General features: G+C 68.9%; 14 protein-coding genes and 1 pseudogene. 4 read left to right on the forward strand and 11 right to left on the reverse strand.

Going from position 1 to position 15,914, the window contains the following annotated elements; translation table 11 throughout:
- Window positions 1–49 precede the first annotated feature (49 nt).
- A complete protein-coding gene (locus HYG95_RS03345) occupies window positions 50–949 on the forward strand; it encodes an oxygenase MpaB family protein (RefSeq protein WP_255494969.1) in 900 nt (299 codons plus the stop codon).
- Between the two features lie 39 nt (window positions 950–988).
- Here HYG95_RS03345 and HYG95_RS03350 read toward each other — a convergent pair.
- The 7 genes and pseudogenes from HYG95_RS03350 to HYG95_RS03380 all read right to left on the reverse strand — a co-directional run.
- A pseudogene (locus HYG95_RS03350) lies at window positions 989–1,153 on the reverse strand (GMC oxidoreductase); the annotation flags it as partial.
- A gap of 201 nt (window positions 1,154–1,354) precedes the next feature.
- Window positions 1,355–2,974 carry a serine/threonine-protein kinase gene (locus HYG95_RS03355; protein ID WP_181696549.1) on the reverse strand — a complete coding sequence of 540 codons (1,620 nt, stop codon included), beginning with the start codon at window positions 2,972–2,974 and terminating at the stop codon, window positions 1,355–1,357.
- A 101-nt stretch (window positions 2,975–3,075) separates the two neighbouring features.
- Entirely contained in the window at window positions 3,076–4,191 is a 1,116-nt protein-coding gene (dapC, locus tag HYG95_RS03360; RefSeq protein ID WP_181696550.1) for a succinyldiaminopimelate transaminase, read from the reverse strand.
- Window positions 4,188–4,511: a ferredoxin gene (fdxA, locus tag HYG95_RS03365; RefSeq protein ID WP_022566345.1), complete on the reverse strand. Its 324-nt coding sequence runs from the start codon at window positions 4,509–4,511 to the stop codon at window positions 4,188–4,190. Before fdxA ends, dapC begins: the two co-directional genes overlap by 4 nt.
- Window positions 4,512–4,654: 143 nt before the next feature.
- Window positions 4,655–4,948 (reverse strand): helix-turn-helix transcriptional regulator, encoded by a 294-nt coding sequence (locus tag HYG95_RS03370; RefSeq protein WP_067485748.1) that lies wholly within the window; start codon window positions 4,946–4,948, stop codon window positions 4,655–4,657.
- Window positions 4,941–5,297 (reverse strand): type II toxin-antitoxin system RelE/ParE family toxin, encoded by a 357-nt coding sequence (locus HYG95_RS03375; protein WP_181696551.1) that lies wholly within the window; start codon window positions 5,295–5,297, stop codon window positions 4,941–4,943. Before HYG95_RS03375 ends, HYG95_RS03370 begins: the two co-directional genes overlap by 8 nt.
- Before the next feature lie 74 nt (window positions 5,298–5,371).
- Window positions 5,372–7,972, reverse strand: a complete 2,601-nt coding sequence (locus HYG95_RS03380; protein WP_181696552.1) for a bifunctional FO biosynthesis protein CofGH — start codon at window positions 7,970–7,972, stop codon at window positions 5,372–5,374.
- A 150-nt stretch (window positions 7,973–8,122) separates the two neighbouring features.
- On the opposite strand from HYG95_RS03380, the gene HYG95_RS03385 reads away from it, so the two are divergent.
- Window positions 8,123–8,620: a PH domain-containing protein gene (locus tag HYG95_RS03385; protein ID WP_181696553.1), complete on the forward strand. Its 498-nt coding sequence runs from the start codon at window positions 8,123–8,125 to the stop codon at window positions 8,618–8,620.
- Entirely contained in the window at window positions 8,617–10,137 is a 1,521-nt protein-coding gene (locus HYG95_RS03390) for a PH domain-containing protein (protein WP_181696554.1), read from the forward strand. Before HYG95_RS03385 ends, HYG95_RS03390 begins: the two co-directional genes overlap by 4 nt.
- Before the next feature lie 170 nt (window positions 10,138–10,307).
- On the opposite strand, the gene HYG95_RS03395 is transcribed toward HYG95_RS03390, so the two are convergent.
- Window positions 10,308–11,813 carry an MFS transporter gene (locus tag HYG95_RS03395; protein WP_181696555.1) on the reverse strand — a complete coding sequence of 502 codons (1,506 nt, stop codon included), beginning with the start codon at window positions 11,811–11,813 and terminating at the stop codon, window positions 10,308–10,310.
- 160 nt (window positions 11,814–11,973) lie between these two features.
- Between HYG95_RS03395 and HYG95_RS03400 the strand changes: the two genes are divergently transcribed.
- Complete coding sequence (locus HYG95_RS03400; protein ID WP_067637748.1) at window positions 11,974–12,708, forward strand: TetR/AcrR family transcriptional regulator C-terminal domain-containing protein; 735 nt, start codon at window positions 11,974–11,976, stop codon at window positions 12,706–12,708.
- Here the strand turns inward: HYG95_RS03400 and HYG95_RS03405 are convergent, their stop codons facing one another.
- Genes HYG95_RS03405 through HYG95_RS03415 form a run of 3 tightly spaced genes read right to left on the reverse strand, consistent with a single transcriptional unit; the run spans window position 12,709 to window position 15,770 of the window.
- A complete protein-coding gene (locus HYG95_RS03405) occupies window positions 12,709–13,137 on the reverse strand; it encodes a hypothetical protein (RefSeq protein ID WP_181696556.1) in 429 nt (142 codons plus the stop codon).
- A 27-nt stretch (window positions 13,138–13,164) separates the two neighbouring features.
- On the reverse strand, window positions 13,165–14,052 hold the full coding sequence (mshB, locus tag HYG95_RS03410) for an N-acetyl-1-D-myo-inositol-2-amino-2-deoxy-alpha-D-glucopyranoside deacetylase (protein ID WP_181696557.1): 888 nt from the start codon (window positions 14,050–14,052) through the stop codon (window positions 13,165–13,167).
- Window positions 14,049–15,770: an ABC transporter family substrate-binding protein gene (locus HYG95_RS03415; RefSeq protein ID WP_181696772.1), complete on the reverse strand. Its 1,722-nt coding sequence runs from the start codon at window positions 15,768–15,770 to the stop codon at window positions 14,049–14,051. The genes mshB and HYG95_RS03415 overlap by 4 nt, the downstream gene beginning before the upstream one ends.
- Window positions 15,771–15,914: the final 144 nt, after the last annotated feature.

The raw sequence follows: 15,914 nt of genomic DNA on the forward strand, positions 1-15,914 counted from the left end.
GCGCGTTCCGGCGGCACCCGCCACCGCCCGTTGACACCCCGACGACAGAATGAGACATTCAAGCTACAACTCTCTCACCGACGAATTGGGGTCAACGATGACCAGCCTCGCGCATTCGCGGTCCAGCCACACCGGACCCGCGGACTTCGACATCCGGGATCACGTCGACGGCGCCGCCGTCTTCTTCGGCGCAACGGCGAACGTGATCATGCAGCTCAGCCTGGCCCCGGTCGGCTACGGCGTCGCGGAATCGCGCGTGCACAGCGGAAGCATCATGCTGCACCCCTTCAAGCGCACCAGGACCACCATCACCTATCTGTCGGTGGCGATGATGGGCACCGACGAGGACCGCGCCGCCTACCGCACCGCGATCAACGGCGCGCACCGGCACGTGCACTCCACGCCCGAGAGCCCGGTGAAGTACAACGCCTTCGACAAGAACCTGCAGATGTGGGTCGCCGCCTGCCTGTACTGGGGCTCGGTCGACCTGATGGAGCGCCTGCACGGCCCCATCGACGACGACACCGCCGACTCGTTCTACGAGTACGCCCACCGTTTCGGCACCACCCTGCAGGTGCCGCGCGAGATGTGGCCCGCCGATCGCGCGGCCTTCGAGGCGTACTGGACCGAGAACCTGGCCGAGACCAGCGTCGACGACACCATCAAGGCCTATTTCGACGGCCTGCTCGACCTGCGGATGCTCTACCCACCCCTGCGCGTGGTCTTCGCCCGTTTCCATCGCTGGTTCACCACCGGCCTGCTCCCCGAGCACCTGCGCAACGAACTCGGACTCACCTGGACAGAACGCGACGAACGCCGCCTCGCCCGCCTGCTGCGCACCACCGGCGCGGTCTGGGGCCGCATGCCGCGCCCCATCCGCAGCTTCCCCTTCAACGCCACCCTCGCCGACATGCGGCGCAGGCGGCGCCGGGGCAAGCCGCTGATCTGAGCGCCTCGCGAGCTGCCCGGTGCCGGGCAGCTCGCGCTGTCAGAGGTCGTCGGCGATGATCCGTTCGATATTGCGTTCGGCGAGCGCGGTGATGGTGACGAACGGATTCACGCTGGTATCGCCGGAGATCAGGGCACCGTCGATGAGGTAGAGGCCCGGGGACCCGTGCAGGCGGCCGTAGTTGTCGGTGGCCTCGTTCAGCACGCGCGAATTGGTAGCACTCCGCCGATTCGAACCACGTCTTGTCGATGTGGTTCACGCCGAGCGCGGTATTCGCGCGCGCCGAAGTCCTCGGAGTCGAGAACGCCGGTGCACCTGTCGATGTCCTTGTTGTACGAGCCGCCCATGAAGTACCCGACCGGCTGATCGGTGAGCTCGCGCAACCAGTACGACCGCACGTCCGAGTCAGAGCGGCGCTTGTTCGAACCAGGATCCGTAGGTCTCGTCGAAGGTGTGGCCGGGCCAGGAGACCTCGACGAGAATCTCGGCGGTGGCGCTGTGATCGCGCTCGCGCACGGCGAGGGTGAACGGCGCGCCCTGGTCGCTGGAGCGGGCGACGGCGATGGCCGAGTTCCGTGCGGGATGGGCCCGGACGTCATGGATGACGGTGTGGCGGGAGAAATAGTTCTCGACGTCGGCGGCCGACGGGTACGCGGTGAACCAGGTGATGACGCCGTCGGCGTCGGTGCACGAGATCTGGCGAACGGGCGCCGGGTCGCCGGGAGCGACCACGAACGTGGACGTCGGCGAACAGGCGGCATCGCGCCAGCCACGACCGGCCGGATTCGACGCGATCAAGCTCGGGAACGCCGTGGCGATCGAAGAGTGTTCGCCCCAGGTCGGCGGAGGCGGAACACGCTGCGGCCGAACGAATTTCCAGTAGACCGCGCCCGCACCGACAACGCCGACTCCGGCGATCATCGCGAGTACGAGCAGACCCACCGCGAGCGCCCGCCATCGAGACGAGACAGCTTTGCGCGGCACCTCGGTCTCGCGCGGACCCGCCGCCCGAGCACCCGGATGAGGCGCGGCAGCCGTTCGTAGGTCGTCTGGAGTAGTGGAAGTTCCGGTGGGAGCACTCGACGGTGCGGCGGAAGCGCTCATGGCCGGGTAGCGTCGCGTTTCCGCGGGCGACAGCGCCGGTCCGGTGCGCTGCGGGGCGCCGGTCAGTGCCGGGGTGGCAGCCACACCGGCCGATGCCGCGACCGCAGCCTGACCGAATTCGGCGCAGCTGCCGAACCTCTCAGCCGCGTCCTTCGCCATGGCACGGCCGATCACCGCGTCGAGACCCGGCGCCAGACCGGCTACTCGGTCCGAGGCGCGCGGCACCGGCTTGGTGAGATGCGCGGCGACGACGGCACCGGGATTGTCTGCGGGGAAAGGGCTTTCGCCGGTGAGCAAGGTGTACAGAGAACAACCGAGCGAGTATTGGTCGGACCGGTGATCCACAGTCGCTCCGGACAATTGTTCGGGTGAGGCGTAGGCGAGGGTGGCGAGGAAGTCACCGGTGCGGGTGAGCTGGCGGGCGTCACCGCGCAGGCGGGCGATCCCGAAATCGGTGAGCAGCACGCGATCCCGGCCCCGGCCGGCGGAGAGCAGTATATTGGCGGGTTTCACGTCCCGGTGCAGCACACCGCGCTCGTGGGCGTAGTCGAGGGCCTCGGCGGTCTGGGCGATGATGTCGACCGCGCGGGCGGGGTCCAGCGGGCGACCACGGAACACCGAGGCATCGGTGCCGTCCACGTACTGCATGGAGATCCACATCAGCCCGTCTTCGACACCGCGATCGAGCACCGACACGATGCCGGGGTGGTCGAGGCGGGCCGACACGTCGGCTTCGCGCTCGAACCGGGCCCGCACCTCCTGGTCCGAATACAGGTCGCGATTCAGCAGTTTCAGCGCGACCCGCCGCGGCAGGCGGGGATGTGCGGCCAGGTATACGGTGCCCATTCCACCGCGTCCGAGTACCCGCTCGATCCGATATCCGGCGAACACCGTGCCCGCGACCAAATCCACCCCGTGCATGTGTTGCGAGCCTTTCGATCCTGTTCGCGCCGAATTCGACTGTGCGGACACTAACCGATTCGCGCGCGAGACAGGATGCGGGGCAATCGGACCCGGCCGTCTCAGGAGAGCCGGGCCGCCGCTTCGGCGATGCGTTCGTCGGTGGCGGTGAGGGCGATACGGACGTGCTCCGGGGAGCGGGGCCCGTAGAAGTCGCCGGGGGCGGCGAGGATGCCGCGGTCGGCGAGCCAGTCGAGGGTGACCCGGCACGCTTCGCCACGGGTGGCCCACAGATAGAGGCCCGCCTCGGAGAAGTCGATGCGGAAACCGGCCTGCTCCAAGGCTTTTCGCAGGGTGTCGCGGCGGGCGCGGTACCGCTCGCGCTGCGTCGCCTCGTGGGCGTCGTCGGCGAGGGCGGCGGTCATGGCGGCCTGGATGGGGAAGGGCAGCATCATGCCGGAGTGTTTGCGCACCTCGAGCAGTTCGGCGACCAGTTCGGGGTCGCCCGCGACGAAACCGGCGCGGTAGCCGGCCAGGTTCGAGGTCTTCGACAGGGAGTGGATGGCCAGCAGGCCGGTGTGGTCGCCGTCGCAGACGCGCGGGTCGAGGATGGAGACCGCCTCGCCCTCCCAGACCAGGCCCAGGTAGCACTCGTCGGAGGCGACGACCGCGCCGCGTTCGCGGGCGAAGGCCACCACCTTGCGCAGGTGCTCGACGGGCAGCACCTTGCCGGTGGGGTTGGACGGCGAGTTCACGAAGATCAGCGCCGGGTTCTGCGGGCCGATCTGGGTGAGGCCGTCGGCGCGCCACGGCTTCGCACCGGCCAGCAGGGCGCCCACTTCGTAAGTGGGGTAGGCGATCTCGGGGATGACGACGAGGTCGTCGGCGCCGATGCCGAGCAGGCGCGGTAGTCCGGCGATGAGCTCTTTGGTGCCGATCACCGGCAGCACGGCCGCCGGGTCGACACCGGTGATCCCGAACCGGCGCGCCAGCGCGGCGACGGCCGCGGCGCGCAGTTCAGGGGTGCCGTGCGTGGTCGGGTACCCGGGAACGGCCGCGACGGAGCCGAGTGCGGCCTGGATGAGCGGGTCCACCGGGTCGACCGGTGTGCCCACGGACAGGTCGACCAGCCCGCCGGGATGCGCGGCGGCTTTCTGTTTGACCGCGGCGATGGTGTCCCACGGGAAGTCGGGCAGCAGGCTGCTCACCCGGCCACGGGTCGGCACCCCTGTGCTCATTCTTCGGCCATGGGAGGCAGCGCCTTGATGAAGGCCGGGTCGTAGTCGACCTTGCCCACCTTGGTCGCGCCGCCGGGCGACCCGAGTTCGTCGAAGAAGTCGACATTGGCGTTGATGTAGCCGCTCCACTGGTCCGGGGTGTCGTCCTCGTAGAAGATCGCCTCCACGGGGCAGACCGGCTCACACGCACCACAGTCAACGCACTCGTCGGGTTGGATGTAGAGCATGCGGCCACCCTCGTAGATGCAGTCCACGGGGCATTCCTCGATGCACGCCTTGTCCTTCACGTCAACGCACGGTTCAGCGATGATGTACGGCACTGCCGTTCTCCTAGTCTGTCCACAGCTGCGGGGGCCAACTCCGCCCCCCGAACCCTATCCCGAACTACACGCTACCCCCAGGTCAGCCTGCCCTAACTAGTTCATCGCAACGGCTTCGAGTGAGGCCGGACTCGAATTCGAACTCAAGCAACCCGCGGGCGTACCTGTACGACCAGGTCGGCATCGAGTGCGCGGGCCAGCCGCTCCAGCACCGGAAGGCTCGGGATCGTCCCGCCCGCCTCGAATCGGGCGACAGCCGACTGAGTCATTTCCGCGGCATCGGCCAGAACAGATTGAGTCCAGCCCCGGTCCTCGCGCATGCGCCGGATATCGCGACCGAGTTCGTAGGCGAGTTTCGCCGCCGCGTACGCCTCAGCCGCACCAGGCTCCCGCAGACGGCGGTCGCGCATCTCGGCCCAATCGGCTCTCTCAGTCATCGCTCTCGTCCTCCTCAGCCGTGTGTCGCTCGACGACGCAACGTTGCATCGCCTTGCGAGCGCGGTCGACCTCGCGGCGCTCCCGCATCCTGGACTTCACAAATACCGTGAGCAGGATGATGCGGCGGCCGGGCGCGATCCAGTAGGACACCCGAGTCGCCTCGGATTCCAGGTGAAATCGCAGCTCGCGGAGCTTTCCATCGAGTTGTCGCGTGTGCGGCTCGCCGAGCAGGGGCCCGTACTCGGCCAACAGATCGACGTGGAACGCCGCTCGCGCGAACATCTCGGTGGACAGCTTCTCGAGCCAATCCCGCACCTCATGTTCGAGCTCGATGGTACCCCATGACATAACAGCAATGCTATATCGACGTCCTGGGATTCATGCAATCTGCGCATAGGACGAGGGTCCCGCCCGAAGTGGGTCTAGCTGATCGTCAGCGCGATCGGAGCAGCCTTCGGCTCGACGGTTCCGTAGGTGGTGGTTCGTTCGCGGACCGGGCGGTCGATGCCCGCGGCGATCTCGGTGAGTTCGGCGACGGTCTTGGCCGAGCCGTGCTGGGAGCCCGCCATGCGGGAGATGGTTTCCTCCATCAGCGTTCCGCCGAGGTCGTTGGCGCCGCCGGTGAGCATCATCTGGGTGCCGACCGTGCCCAGCTTCACCCAGCTGGTCTGGATGTTGTGGATGCGGCCGTGCAGCATGATGCGCGCGAGGGCGTGGACGGCGCGGTTGTCGCGGTTGGTCGGGCCGGGACGCGCGGCGCCCGCCAGGTACAGCGGGGCGCTCTGGTGGACGAACGGCAGCGGCACGAACTCGGTGAAACCACCGGTGCGGTCCTGGATTTCGCGCAGCACCCGCAGGTGACCGACCCAGTGCTTCGGGTTGTCGACGTGCCCGTACATCATGGTCGAACTCGACGGGATGCCCAGTTCGTGGGCGGTGGTGATCACCTCGATCCAGGCGGAGGTGGGCAGTTTGCCCTTGGTGAGCACCCAGCGCACCTCGTCGTCGAGGATCTCGGCGGCGGTGCCGGGAATCGAGCCGAGACCGGCCTCTTTCAGCGCCGCGAGCCAGTCGCGGATGCTCTGCCCACCACGGGAGGCGCCGTTGACGATCTCCATCGGGCTGAAGGCGTGCACGTGCATCGACGGGACGCGGGCCTTGATGGCACGCACCAGGTCGGCGTACCCGGTGACGGGCAGTTCGGGGTCGATGCCGCCCTGCATGCAGATCTCGGTGGCGCCGTCGACATGGGCTTCCCAGGCCCGGTCGGCCACCTCGTCGGTGCTCAGGGTGAAGGCGTCGGCGTCGCCCTTGCGCTGGGCGAACGCGCAGAACCGGCAGCCGGTATAGCAGATATTGGTGAAGTTGATATTGCGGTTCACCACGTAGGTGACCTCGTCACCGGACACCTCGCGCCGCAGCTGATCGGCAAGGGCCGCAACGGCATCCAGTGCCACGCCGTCGGCGGTGGCGAGTGCGAGGTACTGGTCGTCGGTCAGGCCCGCCGGGTCGTTCTCGGCGGCGCGCAGTGCGTCGAGTACCTCGGAATCGAGCCTTTCGGGTGCGGTGACGGCCAGGTCGCGGGCGTGTTCGCGAATGGTCTCCCAGTCGCCGAACGCGCCGACCATCTCCTGGCCGAGGCCGGAGTCGCTGCGGCTGTCGGTGATGCGTCCCTCGGAGTCGATGGCGGTGTTGAGGTCCACCCGACCCGCCGAGTCCCACGACTCGTCGGGTTCCTGCCAGGCGAGCCCGACGGGCATCGCCTCGGACCTGGCCAGCCCGGTGGCCGGATCGGTGAGGGCCGCGACGTGCGCCCCGATGCGCGGATCGATCCACGGGTGGCCCGCGCGCACATACTTCGGATGCGCGGAGGTGCGTTCGGCGAGGGTGAAGCCGGCCGCCTCGGTGATCTCGCGCAGCGTGTCGAGATTGGGCCACGGACGTTCGGGGTTCACGTGGTCGACCGTCAACGGAGACACGCCGCCCCAGTCGTCGATACCCGCGTCGATCAGGGCGCGGCAGTCGCTGTGCGACACCAGGTTCGGCGGCGCCTGCACCGGGACATCAGGGCCGAGCAGCAGCCTGGTCACCGCGACCGTGGCGAGGAACTCGGCCACATCGGCATCGGGCGCGTCGCGCATGGCGGTGTCGGACTTGGCCCGGAAGTTCTGCACGATCACTTCCTGGATGTGCCCGAACTCGCGGTGCAGCTTGCGGATCGCCATGATCGAGTCGGCGCGTTCGGCGAGCGTCTCACCGATGCCGACCAGGATGCCGGTGGTGTAGGGCACCGAGAGCCTGCCCGCGTCGGTGATGGCGCGCAGCCGCACCGCCGGGTCCTTGTCGGGGCTGCCGAAATGGCAGGCGCCCTTCTCGGTGAACAGCCGGGTGGCGGTGGTCTCGAGCATCATGCCCATCGACTGGGCGACCGGCTTGAGCCGCGCGATCTCGTTCCAGCTCATCACACCGGGGTTCAGGTGCGGCAGCAGCCCGGTCTCCTCTAGCACGAGGATCGACACCGCGCGCAGGTAGTCGAGGGTGGAGTCGTAGCCGCGTTCGTCGAGCCACTGCGCGGCCTCGGGCCAGCGGTCCTCCGGGCGGTCGCCCAGGGTGAACAGGGCTTCCTTGCAGCCGAGCGCCGCACCTTGCCTGGCGATCTCGAGCACTTCGTCGGGTTCGAGGAACATTCCCTTGCCCTCGGCCCGCAACTTGCCCGGCACAGTCACGAAGGTGCAGTAGTGACACTTGTCGCGACACAGGCGGGTGAGCGGGATGAACACATTGCGCGAGTAGGTGATGGTGCGTGGTCTGCCCGCGGATTCGAGCCCGGCGTCGCGGACCCGGGCGGCGCTGGCACACAGGTCGGCCAGGTCGTCGCCGGTGGCGTGTAGCAGGACGGTGGCCTCGTCGACGTTCAACGTGACGCCGTCGCGGGCCCGTCGCAACGCCCGGCGCATGGCCGAGGCACTCGGCGGGTTCGGCGGAACGCTCGGCAGTGGAAGGTCGCTCACCCCGTCGATCATGCGCTACTTCTCTCCCGAACGTGTGGTGGGCTGGTCACGCCGCCCGTTGCGGGCGCGCGAGGGTCGTCTTCCTCGGCCACAACCTCGGCCGCGTGGGCACATATTCCCGAGCCGGGCGAACGCGTCGCACCCTCGTGCCACGATGTCAGCATGTCGTTGCCGCGTTCAACCATCCTCGCCGACCCGGCCTGGCGGCCCAGCTCCAAGGCGAAACTGCTGTGGGCGCTGGAGAACGCCGTCGGCATCGTCGTGCTCGCGGTGGCACTCGCGGTGTGGATGTTCGTCGACGACCGGCGCGGCTGGCAGCTGGTCGCCGGGCTGGCGCTGGTCGCGCTCGCGGTGCTCGGGGTCGTCGTGGTCCCGCTGTGGCGGTTCGCGGTGCACCGGTGGGAGGTCACCGACGAGGCCGTGTACACGCGGGTGGGGTGGCTGGATCAGGAGTCCCGGGTGGCGCCGATCTCGCGCGTGCAGACGGTGGACACCGAGCGCGGCCCGCTCGAGCGGATACTCGGGCTGGCCACGGTCACGGTCACCACGGCGTCGTCGGCCGGGGCGGTGAAGATCAGCGCGCTCGACCTGCCCGTCGCCGAGCAGACGGTGCTTCGGTTGACCGCTATCGCCGCCCAGCATCGCGGAGACGCCACATGAGCGAGACACCATGGCAGCGACTCGATCCACGCATGCTGCTGGTGTATCCGGTCACCGAGATCGTGAAATACATTCCGGTCCTGCTCGGTTCGGTGATCGTCGGTACCACCAGCGGCAATCCGCTGTGGAGCCTGATCCCGGTACTGCTCGTCGCCGCGTTCGGTGTGCTGCGGTGGTTCACCACGACCTACCGCATCGACGCCGATCACGTGCAGTTGCGCACCGGTGTCGTCGGCCGCCGGACGCTGTCGGTGCCGCGGCCACGGATCCGCTCGGTGGATGTGGAAGCCGATCTGCTGCACCGGGTTCTGGGTCTGGCGGTGCTGACCATCGGCACCGGGACCGATACCGCCAAGGACGAGGAATTCAAGCTCGACGCGCTCGACACGAGCCGGATTCCCACCTTGCGTACCGAATTGCTCTCCCACACCGGTCGGTCCGAAGAACGGCCGGCCGACGACGCCGCACCCGTCCACGAATCCGGTGTCGAGATCGGGCATTGGCGACCCGCCTGGGTTCGGTACGCACCGTTGTCGCTGACCGGGTTGGCCATCGTCGCCCCGATCGCCGGGTTGGCGGCGCAGTACGGGGTGCTCGAGTGGATCGTGAAATCCGCTCCGGCACAGGAGATCGGGCGCGACAGCGTCGCCGTGGTCGCCCTCGTGATCGCCGCGATGGTCGTGCTCACGCTGCTGCTGGTGAGCCTCGCCGCCTGCGGGCAGTACCTGGCGACGTGGTACGGACTGCGTGTGCTCGACAACGGCTCGACACTGCACCTGCGACACGGGCTCTTCACCACCCGCCAGATCACCCTCGACCTGGCCCGCTTCCGTGGCGCCACGCTCAACGATCCGCTGCTGCTGCGTGCGGCCCGCGCCGCCCAGCTGGAAATGATCATGACCGGGGAGAATCCGCGTCAGAAGGTGCTCCCCCAGGCGCCGCGTGCGGCCGTCGAACGTACCCTCGACGAACTCCTGCGCACTCATCGACGACCGCAGCTCGCCAAGTCGGACTCCGCTGTGTCGCAGGATATTTCCGGCACCATGCTGGGTACTGTCGACTTGATCTCGCACGGTCGCGCGGCGCATCGGCGTCGGTATGTGCGGGCGGCCTGGCCGGTGGGCATCTTGCTGGTCGCCATGATCGTGCTGGCGCTGGTCGAAGGCCCACTGCCCGTGTGGATCTGGGTGGCGCCCGTGGTATTCGCCGGGCTGATGGCGGCGCTCGCCGAGGACAGGTACCGCAGCCTGGGTCACCGCGTCCTCCCTGCCGACACCGGCCCCACCTGGCTCATCACCCGCCGCGGCAGCCTCGACCGCAATCGCGACTGCCTCGAAGCCCCCGGCATCATCGGCTGGACCATCCGCCAGACCTTCTGGCAGCGCCGCGCCGGCTTGGCCACGGTGGTCGCCGCCACGGCCGCGGGCAAGAAGGCGTATTCGGTGGTCGACATCCCCTACGACGACGCGGTCGCCCTGATCGACGCAGTCACCCCCGGACTGCAAGGGCACCGCTGATCCAGTGACACCGCAGCGGCCGAGAACCTGAGCGCTTCGCTGCAAACGCACCACTGAACACTCGAAACACCGGCAGCGGCCGGAAGTCGGATGACTTCCGGCCGCTGGACCCTTGGCCCATCAGGGCTCGCCACGTCCGCGGCGTCCTCGCGGCGCGTCGAGCCGTGGCGTCAGACGCCCACCGCCTCCGGCGCCGAATCTGTCTCGGCTACAGGCTTTTTCACGTCCCGCATCAGCACCACCGCGAGCACCGCGGCAGCGACCGAGGCGAGCGCACCCACACCGAACGTGACCTGCATGGCGGTACAGAAGGCGTCGCGGGCCAGGCCGATCAACCCCGCGTCTCCGGTGCCGAGAGCACCCGCGATGGACTCCCGCGCCGCGTCCGGCGCGGAGTCCGGCATGGCACCCGCGAAGGTGCCCGCCAGGATGGCGCCGAGAACCGCGACGCCGAGCGCGGCGCCCGCCTGCTGGATGGTGTCGTTGAGCGCCGAACCCACACCCGCGTGGTCCTCGGGAACCGCACTCATCAGCGCGCCGATCGCGGCGGGCATGGCCAGACCACCACCGGCGCCGAGCAGCGCCATCGCCACGGCGGGCAGGGTGAAGCTCGCCCCGGCGTCGAGGGTGGCGAGGACAGCGAAACCGGCGGCGACCACCACGAGCCCGGCGATGGTGACGATCCGCGCTCCCAGCTTGCCGACCAGCACCGCACCGATCCCGTTGGCGAGCAGCAGCGTCACCGCCATCGGCGTGAAGGCGAGCGCGGTGCGCATCGGGGTGTAGCCGAGCACGAACTGCAGGTACTGGGTGAGCACGAGCACCAGTCCGCCATTGGCGAAGGTCACCAGCACCAGCGAGAAGCTCGACCCGGTGAAGGTGCGGTCGCGGAACAAGTGCAGCGGAACCATCGGGGACTCGGCGCGCATCTCACGGACGACGAAGGCGGCGAGGGCAACGACCGTCACGGCGAAGCCGGCGAGCACCCCGGAATCGGTCCACCCCGCGTGCGGCACCGAGATGATCGTCCAGACCAGCGCGGTCATGCCGACTATGGAGGTGAGCATGCCGGGGAAGTCGGGCGTGCGCCACGGACCCTTCGATTCGGGCATGAGCACGAGCGCGGCGACGAGAGCGACCACGACGATCGGCGCGTTCATGACGAAAACCGAACCCCACCAGAAGTGTTCGAGCAGCACACCACCCACCACTGGGCCGCCGACCAGGCCCAGGGTCGCCACGGCACTCCAGGCGCCGATCGCCTTGGGTCGTTCGTCGTCGTCGAAGACGGTGATCAGGATCGACAGCGTGCTCGGCATGATGAGCACCCCGCCGATGCCCATCAGCGCGCGCCCGGCGATCAGCAGTTCCGGACTGGCCGCGTAGGCCGCGAGCAGGGAGGCCGCGCCGAAGATCACCAGCCCGATGATCATCACCAGCTTGCGGCCGAACCGGTCGGAGAGGCTGCCGGAGGTGAGCAGCAGGCCCGCGAAGACCAGCAGGTAAGCGTCGATGATCCATTGGATCTGCTGGGCGCTCGCGCCGAGGTCGGTGGCGATCTGTGGGATCGCGACCGTGAGCACCATGTTGTCCACGACCAGAACCAGGCTGCTCAGGCACAGCACGATCAGGATCAGCCACCGGCGCGGATCGCGCACCTTCGTGAGCGTTGACATCTTTGCTCCCCTTTCCGAAGCTATCCGCACACCGTGCGGTTGTTGCGAACACTGTACGGTCCAGAGAACGGCGTGCGCAAGGGGAACGTTGTACGGCCACCGAACACTGTTCATGAACCGGCTATGCTGGACGAGACCCGACACAGCAGAGGAGGCAGCGATGGCAGCGAGCCCGACCGGGATCCCGTCGGTGTGGACCAGGCCGCCCCGCGAACGCCGCGACCAACCCGCGCTGAGCCGCGACCAGATCGTGGCGGAGGCGATCCGCCTGCTCGACGAGGAGGGGTTCGACGCCCTGAGCATGCGCAAACTCGGCGCCCGGCTCGGTGCGGGCGCCACCTCGCTCTACACCCACGTCGCCAACAAGGACGAGCTACTGGAACTGGTCGTCGACCAGGTGATCGGCGAGGTTCCTGTCCCCGCCCCCGACGGCGACCGCTGGCGCGAGGTGATGCACGAACAAGCCGCCGGAGTGCGCAAGACCCTGCTCGCGCACCCGTGGATCACCGTGGTGCTCAGCACCGCCGCGCTGATGTACCTCGGCCCCAACATGATGCGGCTCACCGACTCGATGATCGCGATCCTCGACGCCGCGGGCCTGCCCGACGACGTGGTCGACATCGCGGGCAACGCCGTCTTCCAGTTCGTCGTCGGCTCCTGCGGCGGCGAGGCCGCCATGCTGATGACGATCGCGCAGAGCGGCCTGTCCAGCGAACAGTGGGCCACCCAGGTACTCGCCGCCAGCGAGGCCGCCGCCCGCCCCTTCCCCCGCCTGCACCAGCGCTACACCGACCAGCTCGCGCGGTTGCGGGACAAGCCCGACCCTGCCGTCTTCGACAAGTTCACCCGCGAACTGGACCTCATCCTCGACGGGATCGAGACCCGTCGAGGGTGATCAGCCCGCTGGGCGGGCGCGGGGCGAATTCGCCCGGAAATACAGGTAACCCATGGGCGCGAGCACCCCGCAGGCCAGCAGCAGCAGGGTGCGACCGTCGTTGCCGAGCATCACGTCACCGCCCGGACCGCGCGAGGCGCACAGCAGGAAACCGAAGAGCCACAACACGATCGGCGCGAAGATGAAACCGAGCCGATCGGTGACGCTCGCCATCCCGTACACCAGACCGACATTCACCACCCCGGCCACCAGCGCCGCGATCGGCAGCGGCACCGACCCGATGTACAGCGGCAGGAACAGCACCTCGAGCGCGAGGGTGATGAGTGCGTCGACCATGAGCAACACGACGATGAGCCCGGCGACGAGGGGATCGGGCGGTGCGGGCAGACGCACGCCACGGCGCGCGGTGGACTGGTCGGAGGTCACCATGCGGGCGAGTCTATTCGGCCGGTCGGCTCATTCGAGGCCGGCGAACAGGTCGTGCTCGAACCCGTCGTCGCCGACCGGCCCACGGGTGCCACGCACCAGGGTGAAATGTTCCTCCGGCAGCACCGGCAGGGCGATGTTGTTCGACAGCGCGAACTCACGGCCGCTCGGCGCGAGGGTCACCTGGGTGGCGTGCGCGCGCATGGCCGCACGCTTGGCGGCGAGCACGTCCGACACCTCGACCACGGTGCTCACCCCGGCGGTGGTCGACATCGCGGCCAGCTCCGCCTCCACGGGCAACCGCCACCCCTCGGGCAGGGCGCCGGGCAGCCCGTCGACGGTGCGGCGGGCCAGGGCGGCGGTGTGCTGGCGCAGCAGGTCGGCGTCGGTGACGGTCCAGTAGAACTTGGGCACGTCGTAGCCCTGTTCGGCGGCCGCGGCCACGGCGGCGGTGGTGACGTGGTGTGCCCGGATGTGGTCGGGATGGCCGTAGCCGCCGCGCGGGTCGTAGGTGACGACCACGCGCGGGCGCAGTTCCAGCAACACCGCCACGAGTTCGTCGACCGCCGCGTCACCGGAGTTCACGAACGCGCGCGGATGCTCGGCCGACGGCGTGCCCGCCATCCCGGAATCACGCCAGCGACCCGGCCCGCCGAGGAAGAGCGGTTCGCCCGCGTCGAGCGCGGCGAGGGCGGCGGTGAGTTCGCTGATGCGGTAGCCGCCGAGCTGGTCGGCCTCGGCGGCGACCAGGCGCGCCCAGCGCTCGCCGATGACCTCGCCTTCCTCACCGAGCGTGCAGGTCACCACGGTCACCGGCACACCACGACGGCGGTAGTGCGCGATGGTGCCACCGGTGGTGAGGGTTTCGTCGTCGGGGTGGGCGTGCACCAGGAGCAGGCCACCGGTTTCGCGCGTCATGGGATCCTCCGCCACTGTGCCGTGTCACCGAAGATGCCGACCTGGATGGCGCCCGACAGCGACGCACCGTCCACGCGCGGGCCCGCCGCCGCGACGACGTTGTCCTGCACGATCGGCAGCACCGTCGACAGTTCCCACAGCTTGGGCTCGGCCTCGGCCACGATCCGGCCCACCTCGATCCCGCGCAGCGCCTCGTCGATCGACGGCTGCAAGCCCGGATCACACACTCCACCGACATTGCTCGGCGCCTGCCGGTAGGCCTCGGCCGCCGCGAGCACCGGGCCGTCGGCGCCCGGCGGCTCCACCGGCGGACATCCGTACCGGGAGGCGAGCACCGTCGCCGGATCACCGCCCGCCAGTTCCCACCCGACGATCGCGTCGACCGACGACTCGGTGAGTTCGCGACCGTAGAGTTCGTCGGCGGCGACCCCGCGCACGGTGGCATCGATTCCGGCACTGCGCAATTGGTCGGCGGCGGTATTGGCAACAGCCAGCGCAGCCTCGTCCTCGGCGACCGCGCCGATGCGCACCGACAAACCCTTGCCGTTGCGCGCCACCGAACGTGGTTGTGGTGCGGGCGAAGTGGGCGAACTCGTCTGCGGCGTCTCCGGGGCCCGCCCGAAACCGGCCTCGGCCAACAGGGCGAACGCCTCGTCGGCGCTGAGCCGGGGCGGGGCGGTCGGCAGATAGCCGGGGCTCGACGGTGGAAGTACTTGGGCGCGAGCGGGTTCCACCCAACCACCGCTCTGCGCCCCGACGGTGGCGAGCAGGGCGGGATCGAGCAGTGCCAGCAGCGCTTTGCGCACGCGCACGTCGACCAGGTCGCCGGAGCGGCCGTTGAGAGTGAGCTGCAGTTCCCGCGCCTGCGGCATGATCGTCGTGCGCACCGACGGGATGGCCGCGAGTTGCGCCTGGGTGGCGACGCCGCCGTGCACCAGCGCCATCTGCGCGTCACCGGTGCGCAGGGATTCGGCGAGTTGGGAGGGAGATCCGCCGCGGCGCAACAGGATCTGGTCCGGTGCGGCCGGGGTGCCCCAGAACCGGTCGTTGCGTTCGAGCAGGATCTCGTCGCGCCCGCGATCCACGGACTTGATCGTGAAGTTGCCGCCCGACACCGGGATCCGGTCGACGAGTCCGCTGGTGAATCCGCCTGGGGAGTCCTTCACCAGATGGGAGGGCAGCAGGTTCGCGAACAGCTCACGCCATGCCGGGTACGGCTGGGTCAGCGTCACAGTGACCGTTTTGCCCCCACCGGAGGACGCCACGTCGGAGATCAGCCGGTACCCCGCCGGATCGACCACACCGGGCTGGGAGATCATCTGCTGCCACAGGAACCGAAAGTCCTCGGCGGCGATCGGCGCACCGTCGGACCAATTCGCCTGATTACGCAGGGTATAGGTGATGGTGAACGGTTCCTGCGAGGTCACATCGGCCGACACGATCAGCGCCGAGTCGGGCACGAAATCCACCACGCCGGGATGCGCGGGATTGGGCACCGGCCGGAACGGGCTCGGCAACACCATCGAACTCACCGCGTTGGTCGCGGGCGACTGATCCGAACGCAGATGCGGGTTGAATCCGATCCCGATGTCGTCGATCGCGACGACAACGGTGTTCTTGCCCGGCTTGGCCTGGGTGGTCTTGGGCGAATCGGTGCTCTCGATCGGTGGCGGCGGATTCGCGGTGCACCCGGCCACGACCACCGTCGAGGCGATCATCGCCAGCACCGACACGCGCCACTTTGCGCACCACCCCGGACTCACCACGCCCCGCACTCTACGGGATTGCGCTTCGGTCGGCGCCGCCGGATTCGAGCACGAAAAAGGCGGTTGGACGGTACTGAGTACCATCCAACCGCCTTG

The sequence above is a fragment of the Nocardia sp. GTS18 genome (genome assembly GCF_013839555.1).
Taxonomy (GTDB): domain Bacteria; phylum Actinomycetota; class Actinomycetes; order Mycobacteriales; family Mycobacteriaceae; genus Nocardia; species Nocardia rosealba.